Origin of the sequence: Geomicrobium sediminis (genome assembly GCF_016908595.1) — a bacterium.
In the GTDB taxonomy this organism is placed as follows: Bacteria; Bacillota; Bacilli; order Bacillales; family Marinococcaceae; genus Geomicrobium_A; species Geomicrobium_A sediminis.
This window is the reverse complement of the sequence record NZ_JAFBEC010000006.1, coordinates 159,144-180,879: the sequence shown is the minus strand read 5'-3', so window position 1 is coordinate 180,879 and position 21,736 is coordinate 159,144. Positions and strand designations below refer to the sequence as shown.

General features: G+C 42.2%; 23 protein-coding genes. 11 read left to right on the top strand and 12 right to left on the bottom strand.

What is annotated here, in order from left to right:
* The first annotated feature begins 38 nt into the window (after nucleotides 1-38).
* Complete coding sequence (locus JOD17_RS11440) at nucleotides 39-1,100, top strand: DUF3900 domain-containing protein (protein WP_204697858.1); 1,062 nt, start codon at nucleotides 39-41, stop codon at nucleotides 1,098-1,100.
* An 8-nt stretch (nucleotides 1,101-1,108) separates the two neighbouring features.
* Here JOD17_RS11440 and JOD17_RS11435 read toward each other — a convergent pair whose 3' ends face one another.
* Nucleotides 1,109-1,552, bottom strand: a complete 444-nt coding sequence (locus JOD17_RS11435) for a GNAT family N-acetyltransferase (RefSeq protein ID WP_204697857.1) — start codon at nucleotides 1,550-1,552, stop codon at nucleotides 1,109-1,111.
* Between the two features lie 97 nt (nucleotides 1,553-1,649).
* Here JOD17_RS11435 and JOD17_RS11430 point away from each other — a divergent pair, with 97 nt between their 5' ends.
* The 3 genes from JOD17_RS11430 to JOD17_RS11420 all read left to right on the top strand — a co-directional run bounded on the left by JOD17_RS11430 (nucleotide 1,650) and on the right by JOD17_RS11420 (nucleotide 4,667).
* Nucleotides 1,650-2,822, top strand: a complete 1,173-nt coding sequence (locus JOD17_RS11430; RefSeq protein WP_204697856.1) for an amino acid deaminase/aldolase — start codon at nucleotides 1,650-1,652, stop codon at nucleotides 2,820-2,822.
* A complete protein-coding gene (locus JOD17_RS11425) occupies nucleotides 2,819-4,132 on the top strand; it encodes a D-arabinono-1,4-lactone oxidase (RefSeq protein WP_204697855.1) in 1,314 nt (437 codons plus the stop codon). Before JOD17_RS11430 ends, JOD17_RS11425 begins: the two co-directional genes overlap by 4 nt.
* Nucleotides 4,133-4,298: 166 nt before the next feature.
* Entirely contained in the window at nucleotides 4,299-4,667 is a 369-nt protein-coding gene (locus tag JOD17_RS11420) for a hypothetical protein (RefSeq protein ID WP_204697854.1), read from the top strand.
* Here JOD17_RS11420 and JOD17_RS11415 read toward each other — a convergent pair.
* The gene (locus tag JOD17_RS11415; protein WP_204697853.1) at nucleotides 4,649-5,383 is read right to left on the bottom strand and encodes a MerR family transcriptional regulator; all 735 of its coding nucleotides are present in this window, start codon (nucleotides 5,381-5,383) and stop codon (nucleotides 4,649-4,651) included. The genes JOD17_RS11420 and JOD17_RS11415 overlap by 19 nt on opposite strands.
* A 139-nt stretch (nucleotides 5,384-5,522) precedes the next feature.
* Here JOD17_RS11415 and JOD17_RS11410 point away from each other — a divergent pair, with 139 nt between their 5' ends.
* Together JOD17_RS11410 and JOD17_RS11405 are read left to right on the top strand one after the other, a co-directional pair.
* Nucleotides 5,523-6,779: a condensation domain-containing protein gene (locus JOD17_RS11410; RefSeq protein ID WP_204697852.1), complete on the top strand. Its 1,257-nt coding sequence runs from the start codon at nucleotides 5,523-5,525 to the stop codon at nucleotides 6,777-6,779.
* Between the two features lie 4 nt (nucleotides 6,780-6,783).
* Entirely contained in the window at nucleotides 6,784-7,443 is a 660-nt protein-coding gene (locus tag JOD17_RS11405; RefSeq protein WP_204697851.1) for a DUF6320 domain-containing protein, read from the top strand.
* Between the two features lie 6 nt (nucleotides 7,444-7,449).
* Here JOD17_RS11405 and JOD17_RS11400 read toward each other — a convergent pair whose 3' ends face one another.
* Nucleotides 7,450-8,547, bottom strand: a complete 1,098-nt coding sequence (locus JOD17_RS11400; RefSeq protein ID WP_204697850.1) for a Rossmann-fold NAD(P)-binding domain-containing protein — start codon at nucleotides 8,545-8,547, stop codon at nucleotides 7,450-7,452.
* An 89-nt stretch (nucleotides 8,548-8,636) separates the two neighbouring features.
* Nucleotides 8,637-9,839 carry a DUF418 domain-containing protein gene (locus JOD17_RS11395; RefSeq protein WP_204697849.1) on the bottom strand — a complete coding sequence of 401 codons (1,203 nt, stop codon included), beginning with the start codon at nucleotides 9,837-9,839 and terminating at the stop codon, nucleotides 8,637-8,639.
* 213 nt (nucleotides 9,840-10,052) lie between these two features.
* On the opposite strand from JOD17_RS11395, the gene JOD17_RS11390 reads away from it, so the two are divergent.
* Entirely contained in the window at nucleotides 10,053-10,328 is a 276-nt protein-coding gene (locus JOD17_RS11390) for a GNAT family N-acetyltransferase (protein WP_204697848.1), read from the top strand.
* Nucleotides 10,329-10,347: 19 nt separating this feature from the next.
* Entirely contained in the window at nucleotides 10,348-10,836 is a 489-nt protein-coding gene (locus JOD17_RS11385; protein WP_204697847.1) for a GNAT family N-acetyltransferase, read from the top strand.
* A gap of 23 nt (nucleotides 10,837-10,859) precedes the next feature.
* Here the strand turns inward: JOD17_RS11385 and JOD17_RS11380 are convergent, their stop codons facing one another.
* Nucleotides 10,860-12,266, bottom strand: a complete 1,407-nt coding sequence (locus tag JOD17_RS11380; RefSeq protein ID WP_204697846.1) for an amidase — start codon at nucleotides 12,264-12,266, stop codon at nucleotides 10,860-10,862.
* Nucleotides 12,267-12,385: 119 nt separating this feature from the next.
* Here JOD17_RS11380 and JOD17_RS11375 point away from each other — a divergent pair, with 119 nt between their 5' ends.
* A complete protein-coding gene (locus JOD17_RS11375) occupies nucleotides 12,386-13,645 on the top strand; it encodes a CNNM domain-containing protein (RefSeq protein ID WP_204697845.1) in 1,260 nt (419 codons plus the stop codon).
* Nucleotides 13,646-13,961: 316 nt separating this feature from the next.
* Here JOD17_RS11375 and dhaM read toward each other — a convergent pair whose 3' ends face one another.
* The 3 genes from dhaM to dhaK are packed head-to-tail and all read right to left on the bottom strand — an operon-like array spanning nucleotide 13,962 to nucleotide 15,930.
* Nucleotides 13,962-14,345 (bottom strand): dihydroxyacetone kinase phosphoryl donor subunit DhaM, encoded by a 384-nt coding sequence (dhaM, locus tag JOD17_RS11370; protein WP_204697844.1) that lies wholly within the window; start codon nucleotides 14,343-14,345, stop codon nucleotides 13,962-13,964.
* Nucleotides 14,345-14,947, bottom strand: coding sequence for a dihydroxyacetone kinase subunit DhaL (gene dhaL, locus JOD17_RS11365; RefSeq protein WP_204697843.1), 603 nt, complete (start codon nucleotides 14,945-14,947; stop codon nucleotides 14,345-14,347). Before dhaL ends, dhaM begins: the two co-directional genes overlap by 1 nt.
* Complete coding sequence (dhaK, locus tag JOD17_RS11360) at nucleotides 14,944-15,930, bottom strand: dihydroxyacetone kinase subunit DhaK (protein WP_204697841.1); 987 nt, start codon at nucleotides 15,928-15,930, stop codon at nucleotides 14,944-14,946. Before dhaK ends, dhaL begins: the two co-directional genes overlap by 4 nt.
* A gap of 129 nt (nucleotides 15,931-16,059) precedes the next feature.
* Here dhaK and JOD17_RS11355 point away from each other — a divergent pair, with 129 nt between their 5' ends.
* Both JOD17_RS11355 and JOD17_RS11350 read left to right on the top strand, forming a co-directional pair.
* Entirely contained in the window at nucleotides 16,060-16,779 is a 720-nt protein-coding gene (locus JOD17_RS11355) for an ABC transporter ATP-binding protein (protein ID WP_204697840.1), read from the top strand.
* On the top strand, nucleotides 16,769-17,977 hold the full coding sequence (locus JOD17_RS11350; protein ID WP_204697839.1) for an ABC transporter permease: 1,209 nt from the start codon (nucleotides 16,769-16,771) through the stop codon (nucleotides 17,975-17,977). Before JOD17_RS11355 ends, JOD17_RS11350 begins: the two co-directional genes overlap by 11 nt.
* A 30-nt stretch (nucleotides 17,978-18,007) precedes the next feature.
* On the opposite strand, the gene JOD17_RS11345 is transcribed toward JOD17_RS11350, so the two are convergent.
* The 4 genes from JOD17_RS11345 to JOD17_RS11330 are packed head-to-tail and all read right to left on the bottom strand — an operon-like array spanning nucleotide 18,008 to nucleotide 21,732.
* Complete coding sequence (locus JOD17_RS11345; RefSeq protein ID WP_204697838.1) at nucleotides 18,008-18,892, bottom strand: DUF2207 domain-containing protein; 885 nt, start codon at nucleotides 18,890-18,892, stop codon at nucleotides 18,008-18,010.
* Nucleotides 18,893-18,910: 18 nt separating this feature from the next.
* A complete protein-coding gene (locus JOD17_RS11340; RefSeq protein ID WP_042417962.1) occupies nucleotides 18,911-19,735 on the bottom strand; it encodes an ABC transporter permease in 825 nt (274 codons plus the stop codon).
* 12 nt (nucleotides 19,736-19,747) lie between these two features.
* On the bottom strand, nucleotides 19,748-20,671 hold the full coding sequence (locus JOD17_RS11335; protein ID WP_420827939.1) for an ATP-binding cassette domain-containing protein: 924 nt from the start codon (nucleotides 20,669-20,671) through the stop codon (nucleotides 19,748-19,750).
* Nucleotides 20,668-21,732, bottom strand: a complete 1,065-nt coding sequence (locus tag JOD17_RS11330; protein ID WP_204697836.1) for a C45 family autoproteolytic acyltransferase/hydrolase — start codon at nucleotides 21,730-21,732, stop codon at nucleotides 20,668-20,670. The genes JOD17_RS11335 and JOD17_RS11330 overlap by 4 nt, the downstream gene beginning before the upstream one ends.
* Between the last annotated feature and the right edge of the window lie 4 nt (nucleotides 21,733-21,736).

The following is a 21,736-nucleotide window of genomic DNA, read 5'->3' as shown; positions in this document are numbered from 1 at the left end:
TGTCAGTATACTAGGTTCAGCAACTAGAGGTGATGAAAGTGGAATTTACAATAAAGTTTCTATCTTTTTATGTCATTACGGTCGAAGGTAGTGGTGATGACGCGATAAAGCGTTTTGAGCATTTTCAAACGTTTGATACCGATGCTTTTGAAGAAAGTGAACTAAAAGATTTTCTCGATGGTGAATTAAAAAGAATTGTTAATCGAAAAGCTGAACACCATCCGAAGTCCGAGCAAACCCCAACGAAAATCGGTCGCTTTATTACAGAAGCAGACTATCCGCTCGATTCGAACCCGAACTATGCACTCTTTCAAAAAACATTGCGAGCAGAAACGTCTGATGTATTCAGGCAACATAGTGAAGAATTTGCAAAGCTTTATACGGAAGCATCGGCTGTTCGCGGCGGGGTCTTTCTCGTCATGTCTGCCGTCCCAAAGAAATATTACTCTGATGAGTTTGTGTTCATCTTAAAATGCGACTTCGAACAGAAAGTAGCCAGTGTCACCGACTCTTCCTCGCTTTTGAAAAAAATTGAGTACGCGATTACAACGAAGAACATGAAGTCGATTCAATACCCATTTATGATCGAAGAAGGAATGGTACAGGCGGCTGAACTAAAAATTCACCAATCGTCACACGCGCGCTACTTTCAGGATTTTCTCGCTTTCGTGCAATATGGTGATAGCGTCCCAACTCTTCTTAAATCAACTGTAAAAGAAATGATGACTGAACATATCTCTGAATCATTTGATGAAGGTAGTGAGGAAAAAGAACAGTGGGAACGTTCTCTTGATGAGTGGCAAACGAGTGATCAGCGAGAAATTACCGAGCAACTCTCAACACATCAAGTCATTGAAGCTTCTGCACAAATCGTGGAACAAAACCCTGATGCAGAAATACGCATGAAAATCGGAGAGACTGAAATTAAAGGACCGTTAGCGGAGTTTGGGGAATCGATTCATATAGCGAAAGTGAATGATCGCTATATGCTCGTCGTAGAAGCCGACCATTTATCGTTTCAAAAAGGGGCAACGCCCATTGAATTCTACAAACCTGAAGACCTAATGTCACTGCTTAAACGAATTCAAGAGCGTAGTTAAGCCACCGTCTATAGCGGTGGCTTTTGCCATAAAGCTAGTCGATGGGTAAAATCCCCTACCTCTACTTCAACAAAGCCATGCTTTTCATAAATCGGTATCGCAGCACTTTCTTTAAATACATAGAGACAAAGGTTCTTATTGTCTAATCGCTGACGCTCAATAATCGATTGCAATACGTACTTCCCGATCCCTTGCCCTCGATAAGCTGCGTGAATATAAAAGTGCTTAAGTTCTGTATCGTACTCATCATCAGGATGAAGGGCAACGCATCCAATCCATTCATCGTTCATGTATAGCATTTTCGTATAGACCGCTTTAAAGCTTTTACGAAAGAATTCCTTTGTACGAGTAAGGTCAAGATCATGTCGTTTAAAATCATGAATCATCGCTGTCGTTCGAAGGGCGACTAACCGTTCAAAATCATTGTTCGTTGCATCTTTGTATTCAATCATCTAAGAACCTCCGTCTTCACATGGCAGTCTAATTCTAGTTGCATCGTTTCAAACGTTCACGAATAATTATGATAACGATGAGGGGAGACAAACGTGTATGAATCTACCGATTGATTTAATCAAATCACAAACATTACCTGCACTTTTTCTCGATGTTGATGCGCTAAACCGAAACCTCACTGCGATCGCAAAACGAAGTCAAGGGAAGACGATTCGTCTTGCCACAAAATCAATTCGATCATTGCCTCTGCTTAAATATATAATGAAATCTTCTCAAATCTATCAAGGTGTAATGTCTTATTCTGTTGAAGAAGCGAATTGGTTATACGCTGAAGGCATTGATGATATTCTCGTCGCTTACCCTTCTACAGATCGTCATGAACTACACAAGCTCACGCGTCACATGAAAATCGGAGCGAACATTACTGTCATGGTCGATGATGACGAACATCTTTCTTTTCTGCAAGCAATTGCTCATGGTGAACAAAGTCACTTCCGTATTTGCATTGATGTTGACATGAGTACGAATTTAAATGGATTCCATTTCGGTGTAAGGCGTTCGCCGCTACGCAATACAGAAAAAGTCGTACAGTTCGCGAAAGGAATTCAGAATTATCCTAATTTAGAGCTCGTCGGTATCATGGGTTATGAAGCGCAACTTGCAGGTGTGACCGATTACTCCGACCATCTTATCAAAGATTTTGCCATTAAACGATTAAAAAAAGCAAGTGTAAAACATGTTCATACGAAGCGACAACAAGTCGCAAAAGCTCTACGTAAAGATGGCATTGAGCTTTCTTTCATCAATGGAGGCGGCACGGGTAGCTTAATGACAACTGCACAAGATGATTCTGTAACTGAATTGACGGTCGGATCTGGTCTTTATCAGCCAACGCTATTTGATCATTATTCATCCTTTCAATACGACCCCGCACTTTACTTTGCACTACCGGTCGTACGAAAACCTACAAGTCATATTTATACATGTCTAGGTGGTGGTTATGTTGCCTCTGGTGCACCAGGGAAAGATCGCTTGCCATCCCCTGTATATCCAGAAGATGCACAACTGCTTGCATTAGAAGGGGCAGGAGAAGTCCAAACACCGATACACTGTGCATCAACAACGCTTGCAATTGGAGACCCAGTCATTTTCCGACCAGCTAAAGCCGGTGAGATTTGTGAACGTTTCACGTCGATTACACTCATCCAAAACAATCAGATTGTCAGTCACGTTCCAACGTATCGCGGAGAGGGGATTTGTTTTCTATGACATCGTTAGTACGCACAAAAACAAACACGTTCTATAACTGGGCTCACACATTTCATAGTGTACCAGCTGATTGGTATTACCCAGAATCCGTTGCTGATGTGCAAAGGATTGTTACTCAATCTCGCACCCAAAATCGAACAATCCGTGTCGTAGGAGCTGGTCATTCATTCACACCGCTCGTTGCTACGTCCGATTGCCTCGTATCCCTTGATCGCTTAACAGGGATTGTCTCTCTTGATGACAAAAACGAAACCGTGACCGTTCTAGCCGGTACGAAACTCTTTGACCTTTCTGAACGGTTAGCCGTTCACGGGTTCTCGTTAGAAAACTTAGGAGACATTAATGTACAAAGCGTCGCTGGTGCGATTGCAACAGGAACTCATGGAACAGGAATCACGTTTGGTTCAATCAGTACACAAGTGGAATCGCTCACGATCGTCAAAGCTGATGGTTCGTTAAGCACGTTACATCGACGCACAAACGAGGATGCATTCTATGGTGCGGTTGTGTCACTCGGAATGCTAGGCATAATCGTATCGGTTACGCTTCGGGTCGTAAAACGCCCGATCTATCATTATGAAAGTACCAAAGTACAATTTGCAGACTTGCAACGAGAGTTGTTCCAATGGGTTGAAGAACACCAACATTTTGAGTTCTTCCTCTTTCCCCATTCAGATACGGTTCACGTCAAAACGATGGACCCTTCAGATCACGGACCCGAGGACATTACGAAACACAAAACGACAAGCCTCGTTGTTGAAAACTATTTGTTGCAATGCGTGTCTAGCGTCTGCAAAACATTCCCAAAGAGTAGTAAGTTTTTTAGCCGTCTCTCATCTATTGCTGTTTCAGAAACCTCACTACACGCACCAAGCGATGAGTTATTCTCTACACCGAGAAACGTTCGATTCGTTGAGATGGAGTATGCGGTGCCGCTCGAGAAATTACCACAAATCCTTGCTCACATTCGTACAGCGCTACACACGTCGAACTATCATGTTCACTTTCCAATTGAAGTTCGTACGGTAAAGGCCGACCAATTATGGCTCAGTCCGTCCTATGAACGTCCTTCTGCTTATATTGCTTTTCATATGTATTCTGGAACGCAATACCGCCCTTACTTTAAGGCGATGGAAGCAATTATGGATACGTTTGAAGGGCGCCCCCATTGGGGAAAGTTACACACAAAATCAACGGAGCAATTAAGCGCTCTGTATCCACGCTTTCAAGACTTCCTTCATCTTAGAGAGCAATTTGATCCAGATCAAATGTTTTTGAATGGTTATTTACGTGAGCTGATTTACCGATAAAACTACGAGGTCCTTTTGTTCGTTGCGAAAGGGCCTCCCACAATTACTAGAGAGAAAATTCAGCCATTTTCGTGTTATACTCATATCACCCCTCTACACAACCACGCTTCTCTCATTCCTTATCCAATTAATCAAACACATTGAGGTGATCCGTATCGGACTTGATATGTACCTAGTCGTTGAACGACAAAAAAACAATCAACGTGTTCATGAAGAATTGATATACTGGCGGAAAGCGAACCACATTCATCGTTGGTTTATCGAGCACGTGCAATCTCATTGCGATGATTGCAAAGTATACCCTGTTAATCAAACGCAACTGCGGGCGTTAATGAATCAATGTGAACAAACGCTCCTTCATTACGATCAACCCGAACGCTACCTTCCTACCCTTTATGGGCCATTTTTCGGTTCAATTGACTATGATGACCTTTACTTTCTCGAAATCCTACGAACAAAAGAATTATTGCATGTGATTCTTACCGCTTTCTCATTCGATCAAGAACCACGAATCCTTTACTCAAGCAGTTGGTGATTCTCCTTATACTCGATGGCTTTTTGAATAAACGTTGCGACTTCCTTTGTCATCGGATAAAACATCACCCCGTCTGCCTCTTCACGAACAGCTTCCCATGCATTCTCCAAAAACGCTTCATCACTCCCGAACATGCGATGCACTTGCTCCACCCAACGTGTTGCAAGTTGTTGTGCCATTACAGAGTGAGGTGGCTCATTTACGTGTTTTTTCACATCTGCTATGAGCTTCAACCACTCCGCTCGACGCTCATGATCCAAGTTCGCCGTTAACATATGTTGTGTTTGTTCTTCATTCAGATAGCGATCTAATCGTTGTTTCAATTCTCGTTGATCTTGTTGAAATAACCTCATAACTTGGAACAGCAATGTCCAATTCATTTCTTCGTCTGTACGAATGGAATGATGCATACTCTCTAGCGCCTGTTCAACACGTTGCAATTCTGCCTTTTGTTCACGCACGAGCTGAAGCTGCTTTTCTAATGAATTGTAAATCGATTCTGTCCCATCTTCGATCATGAGCTTGATCTCATCTAATGAGAAACCAAGATATTTTAACGAGACAATTTGTTCAAGCCTTATAATTTGAGCCGCATCATAAAGCCGATGTCCCCCTTCGGTTCTAGAAGCAGGTGCAAGTAACCCAATTTGGTCGTAATAGCCGAGTGTACGCACGGTCACACCCGTTTTCTTTGACAGATTACCGATCGTTAACAATCCCATCTCTCCTCTTTTTCTGGTAGTATAGATGCACGCAAGTAATCGATTTCCAGAGTTTTTTAATAAAAATGCAAATGAAACGACCCATATGGTAATGCTATGATAGCAATAAAGGTTGTGTAGAGGGGCTTCTTCTATGAATCAATGGTACAAAATCGATAACGCTGGCAAGATGTTTCATGCTGTATCCGAGCAAGCCAACTCTTCGGTCTTCCGGATTTCTATGATTATGACAAGTGACGTCAATGCCACACATTTGCAACGTGCACTTGATGACGTCATGAAACGCCTGCCCATGTTTGCTGTCAAGTTAGGCAAAGGGTTGTTCTGGGATTTCCTCGTTGAGAACGATCAGAAATTACTCGTTCAACGGGAAAAGAAATATCCATGTGCGCCGATTGATCCGATTGAAACGAATGGGTACTTACTTCGAGTTGTTTATTACAATAAACGACTTGCCGTCGAGTTCTTCCATTCCATGACGGACGGAACTGGAGCTTTAGAATTTATCAAAGCGCTCGTCTACTATTACTTGATTCATTCAGGAGAAACGGTAGAACATGATGGAACCCTTCTCGATATTGAAGATGAACCGAGTCATTATGAAATTGATGATAGTTATCAAAATTACGTCACGAAACAAAAAGGCAAAAAACCAAAGGAAACTCATGCTTATCAAATCCGCGGCGAGCACATCGAAGAGACCATTGTCGTTCACGGAAAGCTATGTGCGAGTGATGTTCATCAGCTCGCCAAATCCTACGGTACTACCGTTACGGCCTTCCTTACTGCCGTCATGATTCATGCCATCTATAAAGAAAAATTGAATTATCGATTTCGTAAAGAAGAGATTAAAATTGCCATTCCGGTCAATTTACGGAGCTTTTTCCCTTCGAAAACGTTGCGTAACTTCTTTGCAGTCGTCAATGTCGGAATGCGCGTACACGATAAAATGACGATTGAAGAAATCATCGAGGGCATCACTTCACAATTACAAAACAAAGCACGTAAAGAATCGCTACAACAAAGTTTAAACCATCACGTTCAATGGCAAACGATGTTAGCTGCACGCTTTATTCCGATCTTCTTGAAATATCATGCCATTCGTTATGGTTATAAAAGTTATGGAGAACAAACGAAATCCATGACATTAACGAACATTGGAAGAATCGAGCTTCCTAAAAGTATGCAAAAATACGTAGAACATATGGAAATGGTTATGTATCCAACGAGAAAAAGTCCGATAAACGGAGGAATGGTTGCCATCAACGATGAGCTCGTCATTTCATTTGCACGCACCATTAAAGAAGCCGATCTTATTCGCGCTTTTTTTCAAGAATTATCACAAACGCACAACTTAAACGTTCACGTGTATTCCAACGATGGCAGGTGATTCGATGGAACATCATTGCTCCAATTGCAACATTTATACAAAGCAACAAAGTTGTCCGCTTTGCAAACGACAACTTTCATCAGAGCATGAAGCAACCCCAAACTATCCCGTTTACGTATCGAATCTAGCACGGCGTAGTTTCGCACAACGAATTGTACTCTTTATCGCAATTTTTATAATTAGTACGTGCATTCTAATCAACTTGTTAACCACACCTGATGAACTTTGGGTGTTTTACATCATTGGACCTGTCGTCTACGTTGTTCTACTGATCAATCATACGATTCTTTCTAGGGCACACGTTGGTTCCAAATTAATCTTTCAAGTGATCGCTTTATCTGCCATGCTCGTCGTCTTAGACGCTGCATCAGGCAATACCCGTTGGTCAATACATTACGTTATTCCCTTTCTCGTTACGTTATCGACACTACTCGTTACACTCGTCGTATTAAGAAAGCCGATGAAGTGGCGCGAATACCTTGGCTATATGTTAACGATGGTCGTTTTAGGATTCTTACCTGTACTACTGTTTGTTAGTTCATTGTCATACGTACTGTGGCCAAGTGCGATGACCGGCCTTTATGCACTACTTACATTAATCGGAATGGTCTTATTTGCAAACAAGTCCATGAAAAACGAAATCGTTCGTCGCTTTCATTTTTAGCAATTGTTATTTTTGTTTTCGGACGTGCATCCGAAATAACGCCATGATGACTTCGTGGACGATCGCTTGTGTTCGGACATAAAGGAACCAAGGAAGACTAGGTTCATACTCTTGAATGGCAATGATGCACGTCTGATCATCGATGACTTGTCTAAATTCTAGATAGCCCTTGCTTTGCTTTTTAGCGAATAGTCCTCCGCTAATGCGGAACACCATGCGACCGTCATGACTATGCTCTGGTGAATGCATAAGACGTAGCACTGGAATATGAAGCAAATAAATTGTTGTCTCTTTATCATCACTCGTCGTTGTTTTTAGAAATGGGTACCCGACCTCCTCTAACCAATCAAAGTACCGATTTGCAACCCACGCTGCATCATGGTGTCTTGGTAACTGAATTCGTTGAATGGAACACACATCGGATTTTTGGTATGTACTAGCTTGCTTCGGGACTTGCTTTTTCGTTGCTAGGTCGAGTATATGTTTCAAAAGCCTTGGCTGCGACAGCAATGAATGAACGACGGTATTGATCATTGACTCTGGTGAAGCACTTGGCGTGTTTGTCGTAACCCGAACCCACATTTTCTTGAAATGACGAGCGCTTTTCGACAGGTTCGTTTCAATCATAACTTCTTTGTACCCAAGTTCTTCATGACTTGGATATGCTCTCTTCTTTGCACCAACGAGCCATCCAACTTGTATAGTCGTTACACCAATTCCATACGACGCTAGCACATGCTCAAATTCATGTCCTTGACCTTCCCCACTGACGCAAATAATCTGATGAACCCCATTTAACGTCGCTGATTGCGCAACGTTGTCAGCGAGCACTGTATTTAGATCTTGATTCTTAGCTTGTGTTAATCGAGCAGTCGGTCTTACTCTCTGAGTTACATACACAACAACATCAACGCCTTCTAGAGCACGCTTCATTTCGGTTAATGAAAACAGATTCGTTTTACGCCATATGATACCTTCGCCATCTTCTTCGTCTGTAATCCTTTCTGAAACGACGATAGCCTTTCCGCTCTTTTGTACGCAATTCAACAGATCATACGTTGTTGCATCCGTTCCTCCGATGATTGCGACAGTTTTTTCTTTCATATTTCACACTCACAATCTTTCGCATCATTTTAACGATCATAAAGAAAAACCTGTTGAAAGATCTCCAACAGGCTTCTTGTTTCATTAAGTTAAGCGTTCTTGTATGTCCATTTCCGCCATAACGTTTCCATCGGTCCTTGCTTAAATTTCTTTAAGTAAAGTGTACTAAATAGAATTTGCAAACCGAAAACAGAAACTGAAATAACAAGGCCAATAAAGCTTCCTACTTGGTTGAATAACCCAAGACCGTAACCGTGGAAAATGAAAACAAAGATTAACGTTTGCATCAAGTAATTCGTTAGCGCCATGCGACCTACTGCTGCAATTGGTTTTAACATCGCCTGACGAGATTCTTTTCTTAGCAATAATACAAATGCTGACACGAAGAAGAGCATCAATACAGGACCCGTAAACATACGAATTCCAGTACCTAATCCATAACCGACACCTGGTGGAATCGGAAGATAATCATGAATCAATGCAGTCGTTAACACAGATAATAATATTCCACTCCAACCTGCATGTATACAAATCTTCTTCCATTTCCCTACATGTTCTTCTACGTTATGGAACATTCCTGTCTTACCGAAATAAAGCCCGAGTAAAAAGAGTGGTAAGATCGTCGGAATGACCATAAAGACGTTAAAGATCATCAGAAATGATTCAGGTAATCGGTGAAGAAGAATTTCAAAATAATTTCCATTCGCCATCACTTCATTGGCGTGTTCGCTCACGACTTGATACTTACTAGACATCGCTTCTTTTCCAAGACCAAATAATAGCCCCATAACGGCAGTTAAAATCGCATAAAAGAAGCTACTAATCGCGAGCATAAAGGTTGCCCAAAGCAAAATCGTTTTCGGTTGTCTTGAAATAAAGAGCAACAGTAAAAACCCTGTTACACCGTACGTAAATAAAATGTCACCGTGCCAGAATAAAAACTGGTGCAACAACCCGATAATAATTAAAAACGTTAATCGTCTAGAAAACAAGCGATTGGCATTTAAGTCCTTCTCTAATGTTCTCGAATAAAAAATATAAAACCCTAAACCAAATAATAATGAGAACATCGGGTAGAATTTACCTTCAACAAAGAACGTAATAAACAATGAACTCAACGCGTCAAGCGTAGCTTCTGGTAACCCACGTCCTTCGATCATCGTCATCATATCTAAATCTGCTAACGTTTTGAAATGCATCATATTTGCCATCGCAATTCCTAAAATGGCAATCCCTCGAATGATGTCTAACGTATGTATCCGATCTTGCTCTGCAATGCTTTGATGTTTCAACTCATCTCCTCCTCTGTCTTTCTTTATTATACGTAATCCAAGCTTAAAAAAGCAGGTTTTAACAGAATTTTAAAAAAGGAATTCCCTCGTTCTTGTCGAAAAAAGTCTTTAAGAGCTCTTTGACACACTAACGTAATCCATGGATACCGGTAAATAAAACGTACAAACTAAACGTTCATAGAGAATTTGATAGAAGCAAAGAGGGAGGATCTTATGGACATTAAACAAGAAGAAGGTCGCCACTACATCGAAAGTGACAATGGTTCGCTACTCGCTGAAATCACTTATGTTTCAGCAGGCGAAACGAGAGTAATCATTGACCATACGTTTGTAGCAGAAGAACAGCGCCAAGAGGGCCTTGGCGCCAAACTCGTTGCCTCTGTTGTCTCTGATATGCGAGATAAAAATAAAAAAATCATCCCGCTCTGCCCATTTGCAAAAGCTGAGTTCGAGCGCAATAAAGAGTATCAATCACTACTTGCCAACTAAACGAAAAGAGGTGAGACCTGTGTCGATTATTCAATTGGATCATCGTTATGATGACATGTACCACAACCTGCGCGTTGAATCCCTGCAAACAAGTTTTGGTTCGAAGACATACAATCCAGAGTCACTAGATGCTGCTGAATTAGATTTGCGTGATTATAACCGCTACACATTAGGTGCGTTTCGTTCTCAGAAGTTGATTGGGTTCACGTCACTTACAATTCAACGTGATAATGAACTGCGACGTCACCGGGCACTGCACCAGGCTGTGTATGTCACTCATCCGAATGAAGGACAAGGCTATGGCACAAAGCTCGTTCAAAGTGCAATTGATATTGCCAAAAGTCATCCAGCCATTGAACAAGTGCTCGTCTCGATCAATGCGAATCAACCTCACACATTACGTTTTTATGAACGGCTAGGCTTTACGATTTATGGAACTGAGCGGAATGCGATTAAAACCGTTGAAGGTCAATCCTTTGATGAACACCTTCTCATGTTGACGCTGTAACCGGGATGCAACGCATCTCGGTTTTATTGTTTTGGAAGAAATCGTTTCGAATGTTCGACAATGGATGCATACGATACAAGTTCTCCTTCAGAATGAGCTTTCCCTAAAAACGACAAACCAATCGGCAACCCTGCTTTACTAAAACCAACAGGAATTGTGATTTCTGGATAACCGATGAAAGAACCTAAGTAACTTGCGATAAATGGGTCGCGCTTTTCCTCTGGCTGATTTGCATGTTTATGATCAAACGTGAGCGTGGCTGGTGTCAACATCGTCGGAAACAAAAAAGCATCGATGCCTTGTGTGAATTGTTCATTCAATCGCTCTCTAACCCGCTGCTGTTCAAAAATAATTTCTTCATAACGAGAAGTGTCTCGAAACGCCTCCATCTTTACAACCCGTCGAAAGGCTTGAAGACGAGCAGGGTTAATTGGAATGTCTTGCTGTTCGTACTGTTCAATCAGGTGTTTGATCGTTTTAGGATGTTCACCCTCTTGCTCATTCAAGTAGCTCTCCAAATCTCGTTTACTTTCAGCATCGTGCTTATCGATTAACGAACCCCACACGTCCTCTTCTTCTTTTGGTAGCGTAAAGGAAACTACATCATGACCTTTTCCTTTAAGCCGCTGCATTGCATCAAAAATTGTATCATCCACTTCCTCGCTGTCACCAGAATAATTCGTAATGAAGGCAAATGTTTTGTTCGCAGCGGCTTTGTTGTTTAGTAACTTCTCTTCCTTAATAACTGACATTAGTAGACACAAGTCATCTGTCGTGCGAGTAAAGAAACCGAGCGTATCAAAAGACAGCGCAGACGGCATTACACCCGCCATATCAATCGATCCGTGTGTAGGTCGTAAACCGACCAACCCGGCATTGTTCGCAGGACCACGCACTGAACCTGACGTATCTGTACCAAGACTAAACGGAGCAAAATCAAGTGCGACTGCAACGGCCGAGCCACTACTCGAACCAGATGCATTGTAATCATCATGAAAAGGATTTCTCGTTAACCCGCCTAATGAGCTGTACCCGAGACGACCATAGGAAGCTGCAAATTCCGATAAATTCGCTTTCGCAAGCACAATTGCACCAGCTTTTTTGAGTTGTTGAATGATCCACGCGTCACTTCTTGCTATAAGATTTTTCAATAGGGGCGACCCACCAGTCGTCGGCATGTCTTTCACGTCGATATTATCTTTTACGATAAAAGGAATGCCATGCAAGACCGAACGCCGCCCTTGTTTTATACGTTCTTGATCAAGTTGAGCTGCCAAAGCCTTTGCTTCTTGGTTTACGAGGAGAATGGAATGGAAATGCTGATCATAAGTTTGTATGCGTTCAAGATAATACGTAACCAGCGCAGCACTCGTTACATCACCTTGATTTAGCATCTTGGCTAGTTGTCGTACTGTTTTTTGTTCAAGCAATTTCAAAACCACCCTCATCTTCATCCAATATTTGGCTAATAATCTCTCTTTTTGACAACCGACTCGCTAAACTATACCATTACTTAAAGAATACAAGTAAGAGTTGATGGAGGAAACCAGTGTTTTACTTTATTGCGATTGTTCTATTATTTATCGCTTCAAGTTTTTTCTCAGGAAGTGAAACAGCGCTCACTGCAGCCAATAAAATTAAGATTCAAGCACGTGCTGATGCCGGTGACAAGAAGTCACAACGATTATTGAAAACTGTTAAAAATACAGAAGAATTTATTGCGGGAATATTAATTGCTAACAACATCCCGAACATTATTTTGCCATCACTTGTGACGATCGTGGCATTAGAATATGGATGGAATGTTGGGGTTTCAACAGCTATACTCACCGTACTTATTATTATCTTTGCAGAAGTTCTTCCAAAATCTGTTGCAGCCGCATACCCAGACCGACTAGCCTATGTCGTCTATCCGATCACACGTACGATGCTCATTATATTAAAACCATTTACGGTTTTTCTAAATGCCTTAACGAGGGTCGTCATAAAAATGCTCGGACGAGATGAAGACAATCAAGCAAGTTTTTCGAAGGAAGAAATGCGTACGATGGTCGACATCGGACATGACGAGGGAACATTTAAAAATGAAGAAATGCACCGCCTTAAAGGCATGCTCGACTTTGAGACGTTAAACGTCGCAGATGTCATGCAAACCCCTCGAATTCACATTCAAGGGATTCCAGCAGATACAGACTTCGAAACAGCACGAAGCATATTGAACGAAAATCAATTCAGTCGTTATCCGATTTATGATGGCGATTTGGACCATATCGTTGGTGTCTTTCATACGAAGTTCTTCGTTGGATGGACACTTGAACCTGATAAATTAATTAAAGATTTCTCAGATCTTAACCCTCTCTACGTCTATGAATTTCAACCGGTTCAATGGGTGTTTAAACAAATGCTACAAGAAAAGAAACACTTTGCCATCGTGCATGATGAGTATGGAGGAACTGAAGGGATCATTACTCATGAGGACTTAATTGAAACGATGATCGGACAAGATATTGAGGACGAAACCGATCTTGACGATAAACTCATCGGAAACCAAACCGAGCATGAAATCGTCTGCGATGGGAAAATTACACTACGCCGATTAAACAATGCATTCAATACGAACATTCCAGAAGGTGAAGACAATTTGGCCGGTTTCATTTTGAACAAACTTGGCTACGTACCTGAAGTTGGTGAGTCTCTCTACCACGAAGAATTAACGTTTGAGATACTATCAATCGATGATAAACGAATTGAAACAGTCCTCATTACAAAAGAGGATCTCGAAGTTGATGAAGAAGACTCACAATCATAACTCCTGATGAATGGGATCACTCGCAATGAGCGATCCCATTTTCTATGTGAAGAACCGGGATAGGGCGTGGTGCTAGAACTCCCAAGCGTGGGGCTAGAGCTCCCAAGCTTGAGGCTAGAACTCCCGAGCTTGGGGCTAGAGCTCCCGGGCTTGGGGCTAGAGCTCCCGGGGCTTGGGGCTAGAACTCCCGGGGCTTGGGGCTAGAACTCCCGGGGCTTGGGGCTAGAACTCCCGGGGCTTGGGGCTAGAACTCCCGGGCGTCATTGCCACAACAAAAGACGTCCTGCAAGGTAGATACTTTGCAGGACGTCTTTTGTTATCTAGATTTGTGATAGCTGCTTTCTGCCTTTTGGCGCACAGTGTCAAGGTCGTCTCCGAATCCTGCCATCATTACTGCAACGTAACCCCCTTCAATTAACGGGGCATCTGTAATTGCAATCGTACGATCTGGATTCATTTCAATGAGCATTTCCGCATTCATTTTCGCGCTACCGATGTCATAGAAGATGAGTACCTCGTCTTCTTGTGGCAGCTCATCTAATGCTCGTTGCATTTGGTCAACACTCGTTCCGATCTCACCGTCTTCAAGTCCACCGGTAGCAATAATCGTCACTTGATCATTGCCTTGTTGCAACAATCGTTTAGCTCCTAATGCTAGTTCACGAACGTGTGAAATGAGAAAAATTGATACAGATGGCATTAGTTCTCACCCTTTGTCATCGTTTGTACGAGTGCATGGAAAAGATAATAACTTGAAACTGCTCCTGGGTCGAGATGCCCAATGGACCTTTCTTTTAGGAGCGCTCCGCGTCCGCGTTTCGTTTCTAGTTGTTTCGTACCGTTCATTCCATCTTGTGCAGCTCGTTCTACTTCTGCCCAATCGGTTCCTTTTGCTTGTACCACTTTCGCTACCGGGTCCCAAACGTCTAACAATGTCGCATCACCAACAGAAACCTTTCCTCTCTGAGCAATCCCTTCTGCTGCTTTCGTTAAACCGTCAGCCCATGCACCTTCTTCAGATTTAAAAGCAGCACCGAGGCGCATAAAGCCGGTTCCAAACAACGGTCCTGAAGCGCCACCGACTTTGGATACTAAGGTCGTGCCGATTTTTTGCATAACCGCTGATGTGTTTTCTTGTTCCCAATTAGGGAATTCATCCACGACCGCTTGAAAACCTCGAACCATATTTACACCATGATCGCCATCACCGATCGTTTGATCGAGTTCTGACAACGTTGTTTCATTTTCTTTTATAAGTGAAAGCGTTGTTTCCATCCATTGTTGTACTTGATGACTATTCACTGCGAAACCTCCGTCCATTGAATGGTTGTTGCTTTTGACTGTAATAGTGAGTGAAGCTCTTCATCGATGGCAAATAACGTTAATGATATGCCAGCCATGTCTAAACTCGTCATATAATCGCCTACGAGCATTTTCTCAACGTGGACGTTGTTCTTTTTTAGAATCGATACTGTATCGTTCGCAAAGACGTATTGTTCTAATAATGGCGTACTGCCCATTCCATTGACAAGCACATATACCGGCTTCGTTACATCGACTTCTTTCTCTATATGCGACACGAGCAACTCGGCAATTTCATAAGAAGTGAGTACGTCTTCACGGCTCATCCCTTGCTCTCCATGAATACCAATTCCAACTTCCATTTGCGTATCTGATAACGAAAAACTTGGCTTCGATGCTGATGGTAATGTACATGCTTGGAGCGCAACGCTCATACTTCGCACGTTCGAAATAGCTCGTTCTGCAACCTCTTTAACTTCTTGTAATGATGCCAATTGCTCTGCTTTTGCCCCAGCAACTTTGTGGATTAATACAGTACCGGCGATGCCTCTACGGTTCTCGACATCATCAACAGCGATATCATCATTCACGACAACCATCGCCGTTTCAATGCCTTTTGCTTCTGCCATTTCCATCGCCATTTCTGCGTTCATGACATCACCGTTGTAGTTCTTGATGATGAGTAGCACGCCACTTCCTTGATCTGCTGCTTGGATTGCAGCTAAGAATTGATCTGCGCCTGGTGAAGTGAACACTTCTCCTGCAATCGCTGCATCAAGCATTCCTGTTCCTACATAACCGGCGTGTGCAGGTTCGTGACCACTACCACCACCACTTATGAGTCCGACTTTGTTTGGTATCATTTCTTTTCGAACGATGACTTCCGTTCCTTCAAGACGTTTGATAAGATTTCCATGTGATGCCACTAATCCATCTAGAAACTGACTAACAATTTTAGTAGAATCATTCATGAGCTTTTTCACTTTATCGCCACCTCACAAAGGTTTTGCTAAATTATCTCACTACTTTTTCATTACCTCAATTGAAACTTCTAAAACTTTATCGAGAATTTTCCGAAACTATAAATGATGCCTTTTTTTGGGGGAGAAACTATGAAAATTGCTACAGCAGTCGTGAAAAAGGCTGGTTATGAAACAGGGAAAAGTATTGTTGATGACGTCACCTTTGAAGTTCATGAAGGTGAACAAATCGGAGTTATTGGCCCAAACGGGGCGGGAAAGAGCACATCGATTAAAGCGATGATCGGCCTTCTTAAAGCGAAAGAGGGAGCGATTTATTGGGAAGATGGGCATTCACGTTACGCTTATGTACCCGAACAACCGATCTACTATAAAGAGCTTACATTTTATGAACATATTACCGTTGCATGCAGCTCATTTGAGCTCGATGAAAAAAAGACGAGGGAGTCCGCAGAACGTTATATCGAGCAATTTGAAATGAGTGAAGTGAAACACCATTATGTCGAAAGCTTTTCCAAAGGAATGCAGCAAAAGGCAATGATTATTATTGCGCTAACCATTCGTCCTAACTTATACATCTTTGATGAACCATTCATTGGGCTCGATCCAAGAGCAACACGTGTCTTACTCGAAATCTTACAAGAAGAGCGTCAACGAGGCGCCGGAGTGATTATGTCTACTCACGTTCTTGATACGGCAGAACGAGTGTGTGATCGATTTATCCTCATCCACAAAGGGAGTGTTCTCGCTCACGGGGACTTAACTGTGATTCAAGAGACCGCTAACCTTCCTGAAGCAACGCTATTTGATTGTTTTGATGCGTTAACGAGGACGAATCCTCATGACGCCTAAAACACTAGTAGCTGAACGTATAAAAACCGAATGGCAAGAAAAAAAACAACTGTGGAAGCTTGTCTATGATTGGACTGTCGTATTGTATATCGTTCTTCCAGGACTAGTCATCGGAGGATTCTTATATTACGATAACTTATTTGATCCTGTATCGTGGATGCACGCAATTCCTCCAGCGATATTAGCGTTCTTTATTTTCTTCGCAATTCTCCCTGGACAGTTACGTTATTATTACCGGGAAGCCGATCAATTGTTTTTGCATCAACAAACCGATTGGATGCGCTCAATAAGACGCTTTGGCTTAAACATCTCACTCTTTCGAGACAGCGTAAGAATTGCACTCGTATTCCTTCTGGCATTACCCTTTTTTATTGGAGCCTATAAATTTAATCTTGTCGAACTCTTGCTCTTATATGTACTTACGGTGTTGCTAAAACAAAGCTTACGGATTGCAGAACGAAGAACGTTCGAACTGTTTCGTCAGCCGCTTCGATCCATTCTTTGTTACGGAGTACTCATCATCGTAATCTTCAGTTATATGACGTTGTTTCAATTCATTACTTCACATACAGTGATGATTAGCTTGGTAGGGTTACTTCTATTTCACGTCTATGCTACCCTTCGACGTGAACGCATCACACGGAGCAGCCACTTTTCATTGCACGTCGCAAAAGAAAACGAAGCACGGTACATGGCACTCGATCAAGTAATGCGCATAGGTGGCCAAACGGATCCGAAGCCGTTGTTCGAACGCAAGAGACCTTGGATTTTGTTTCGTCGCTCTCAATTCATCTTCCGATCTGAAGGAGCTTCAAAGAGACTTGCAGAAGTATCAATCAAACGCTTTTTACGTACGCCCCATCAACGGAGACTGTACATCGGGATGACGATGCTTCCAGCTAATGCGATGCTACTGCTTCCGGGAGGTCCTCGTATTGCTATTACAATCGGTGTTTCGCTTATGGTGCTGTTTATGGTACGTAGTTGTATTGCTGATAGCTTAGAACATCGGTATTTATATCAATTTCGTTGGGATGAACTCGATGCATTTAAAAGTAAAAAGCGTTCAACGTTTATTCTACTTATTCCGTTTGCTATGATCTTTTACGGTTACTTAGGTGCTTCGTTCTTTGGACTTCTTGGAATTCTTCCATTTAGTTTAGGTGCGCTATTTGCTTTGTTTGCTTTCACACGTTAAACCAGCGGGGGACTGTCCCCGCTGGTTTTGTTATTTGAGTATTGATTTGTAGATCGCTTCAATTTCTGCGAATTCCACTTCTGTCTGAATCTGGTGAGATAGACCTGTTACTTTTGCAAAAACGATGATCGCTTCATCTTGCGTCTTTGAGTATGTCCCTGTCTTTAACTGTTGTTGCACGTGTTTGGCTTGGCTGTAAGCTTTTTGTCCTCGCTGTGTGAGGATATTTTGTTGGATGACATACGACCATGTGATGACTGCTATAATGATATACAGGACACCTACGCCAATAAACCAGTTGCTTTCAGCAAACATAAAGACAACACCACAGCTTGCTAACAACAGTAAGAAGATCGTATGAAACACGGTATAACCCGACTGCCGTCGAAAGTACCCGAGACGAAGAATCGCTTCTTGATACGCTTTTCCTTCTTGTAGCAACCGCTGTCGAAATTCACGCTTTACGCGGTCGTTATTGCGAAGTGATGCACCCTTTGTTTTCGGAGTGAACGATTCCCTGTCCTTAAACCATAATGATGCAAACGGAACTTCATACGATTCTAGTTGTTCTTCTGCAACGAGATGGTACGTGTCACCGTCCTTTTGCACCGTTCCTTTTCTACATAAATCAAACAACAAAGCATCTTGAACCGTCGCTGAAAACAACGGTTTCCGTTGAACGACAAGTCCATAAATATACGGATTCGTTATCGCCCCTTCTTGAGCGTCCACGTTCGGTGATTTACGCAACAAAATGAGCGTAACTAATAAGTAAATGAGATACGCAATTCCTGTGCCTAAAAACAACCACCCTATCACTTGATTTGAAAATCCATCAGCCGCCGATTGTGCCCCTGGTAGTGCACATCCAGTAAGTAGCATTAACGAACTGAGTAGTAATACAATTCCTCGCATGTCGGTTAATCTTCCTTTCTAACGGTTCGCACGTGAGAAACTTAGCGTAGCGAGAACAATTAAAACCGCCGTAAAACCGATAATAAACAGCACTTCACCTAATGGTGTTACCGGTATTCCAAAAAAGTCTAAATCGAGTCCCATTTCTACGTACACTTCTCGACTTAATTGATCAACATCAATCATAATATGTTTCATTAAATCAACGCCATAAGTAACTGGATTTAATGTGACGAGTACATCAATCCAAGCTGGCATATTGTTGAGCGGGAACAATGCCCCCGATAAGAAAATCATCGGCATAACAATGGCATTCACTACGAGTTGAAATGCCTGTGTAGATGAAATAACACTAGCAATTAATAACCCAAGCGAAGCGAATGCACATGCAAGTAAGAACATCACCGGTAACAACACGAAGAAGGAAACAAGATCAATTGTAACTCCTAAAACCGGCATTAATAAAAACAACAATAACCCTTGCATGACTGCGACCGTAGCTGAACCTAACATTTTCCCAAGTGCAATACTCACTCTTGAAACTGGAGAAACGAGAATCTCCCGCATATAACCAAAGTCACGATCTTGAATAATAGACAGTGACGAGAATACAGACGTCATTAAAAGCGTCATTGAAACGATACCAGGGAAAATAAACGCTACGTAGTTAAAATCTAAATCGCCACCTGCAACGTTCTGCATTAACGATTCCATCGATCCGCCCATACCGACGCCAAACACAATCAATAACAAGATCGGCATCGTCATTGAGCCGAATAAGCGAGCACGATCTTTAAAAAACTTCATGACATCTCGTTGCCAAATGGCAATCATGCCTTCCATCACGTTACCCCCTTAGTCACGGATTTCCCTTCCCGTCATCGAAAGGAACACATCATTTAATGTCGGTTTTCGAATATCAAGTCCTGTAACGGGGGTTTCTAACTGTTTCATAAACGTCGAAACAAACTCATCACTATTTTTGACTTTTAACGTAATTCCTTCTTCATGAAGTGTTGCTTCAATCACTGAGAACTTTTCATTGATTTCTTCTAATGCTGCTTGATTGTCTGTCGTTTGTAGCTCAATGACGTCACCGCCAAGTTGTGCCTTTAAACGTTTTGGTGTATCAAGAGCAATCATTTCTCCGTGGTCCATAATGGCGATTCTGTCACTAATTTCTGCTTCGTCTAAGTAATGCGTCGTCAAGAACATCGTCATATTTTCTTTCTCTTTAAGCTTCAAAATGTACTCCCAAATGTGCGCTCTTGTCTGAGGGTCAAGACCAACAGACGGTTCATCAAGGAACAAGACTTTCGGATAATGAAGAAGCCCGCGTGCGATTTCTAAACGACGTTTCATTCCCCCTGAGAACTTCTCCACCGTCTGATTGAGATTGTCGGTCAAATCAACAATGGCAAGCACTTCATCAATCCGCGCTTTTCGTGATTTCTTCGGAACACGGTACAGTTTGCAATGCAGCATTAAGTTCTCTTTTGCCGTTAACTTTTCATCTAATGTGTTCTCTTGGAAAATAATACCGATACTCTCTCGCACTTTATTCTTTTGTTTCGTCACATCGTAGCCGTTAATTTTCACTTCTCCGCTCGTTGGTTTTAACATTGTTGAGAGGATATTAATCGTCGTGCTCTTTCCGGCCCCATTTGGTCCGAGAAACCCGAAGATCTCCCCTTCCTCCACTGTAAAACTACTGCCTTTCACGGCTTCAAAGGACTTAAATGACTTACGAAGTTCACTTACTTCAATCATGCTGATCAATCCTTTCGTTGAAACCAATCCGCACGCTCATCCATATGAACAAAAGGAAGCTCTGTATCTACGATTCCTTCAAGCTTTGCGAGATTAAGGTCATTCCCTTCCAACCAATCGTGAAAATCAAAGGTATACGGCTTTTGGTTTCCACCAATTCCGATGCTCGCTCTTAATTTTTCTGGTTCATACAATGACGTGTGAATGGTCCCTGACCAACTCGTATACTTGAGTGAGAATACATCTTCTTCTGGGTTATTTAAGAGCTGATACGCTTCTTCTGGCGAGTTAACACCTGAGTTTTTCATAAGATTTAACCTGCGCATGGAGTCGTCCAAGTTAAAGCGATTTTCTTTCGTTTGAATCTCGAAATGATTCGTACATGCGTCAGCTGCCCTTGCATTTACACCACGAGGAGAGCTTTCTACAACGACCATGCCATCGGTTTGGTCATAGACGATGTAACTAAATGAATGGCGATGTGGTATTTCCTTTAATAGCTCTACAGCTTCTGTCACATCTGCGCACGTCTCAAGCAATAACCTACCAATCATCGTGCAAATAAACCCATCTCCAGGCTTTCGCCGATTCGTTAAGTTGTAGCCAATCGCTAACCCTTTCTCATTTAACCCGTCCATACGACCGGTAATTCGTTGACTAGGTCCAATTGTCGCGTATCCTTTATCGTTTGGGGCAAATAACACATATCTTCCATCATACGTTTTCGGATGATAATCGTAGTTGCGCACAAGATATCCCTCACCTGACATGACAGAACAACCAGAGCGATCTCCGTTCACACGGAATCCCCCAAACTCTTGCAATACCTTATCGATTGACCATTGCAGAGAATCTTGTAACCCTCGTAACTCTTCCCATATTTGCGGTGCAAGTTGTTGAAACATCGCTTTGGCTTCGTCTACATCAATTTGAAAGCGAGGTTGACGCACCTTCCACTGATTCTCGCGATTTTTCAACGTTAACGATTCTCTTAAGCGCTCACCTTGTATCACGCCAAAGTCATAATGATTTCCTCGAAACTGAATGACGTCACTGTATACACGCTTCATTTAC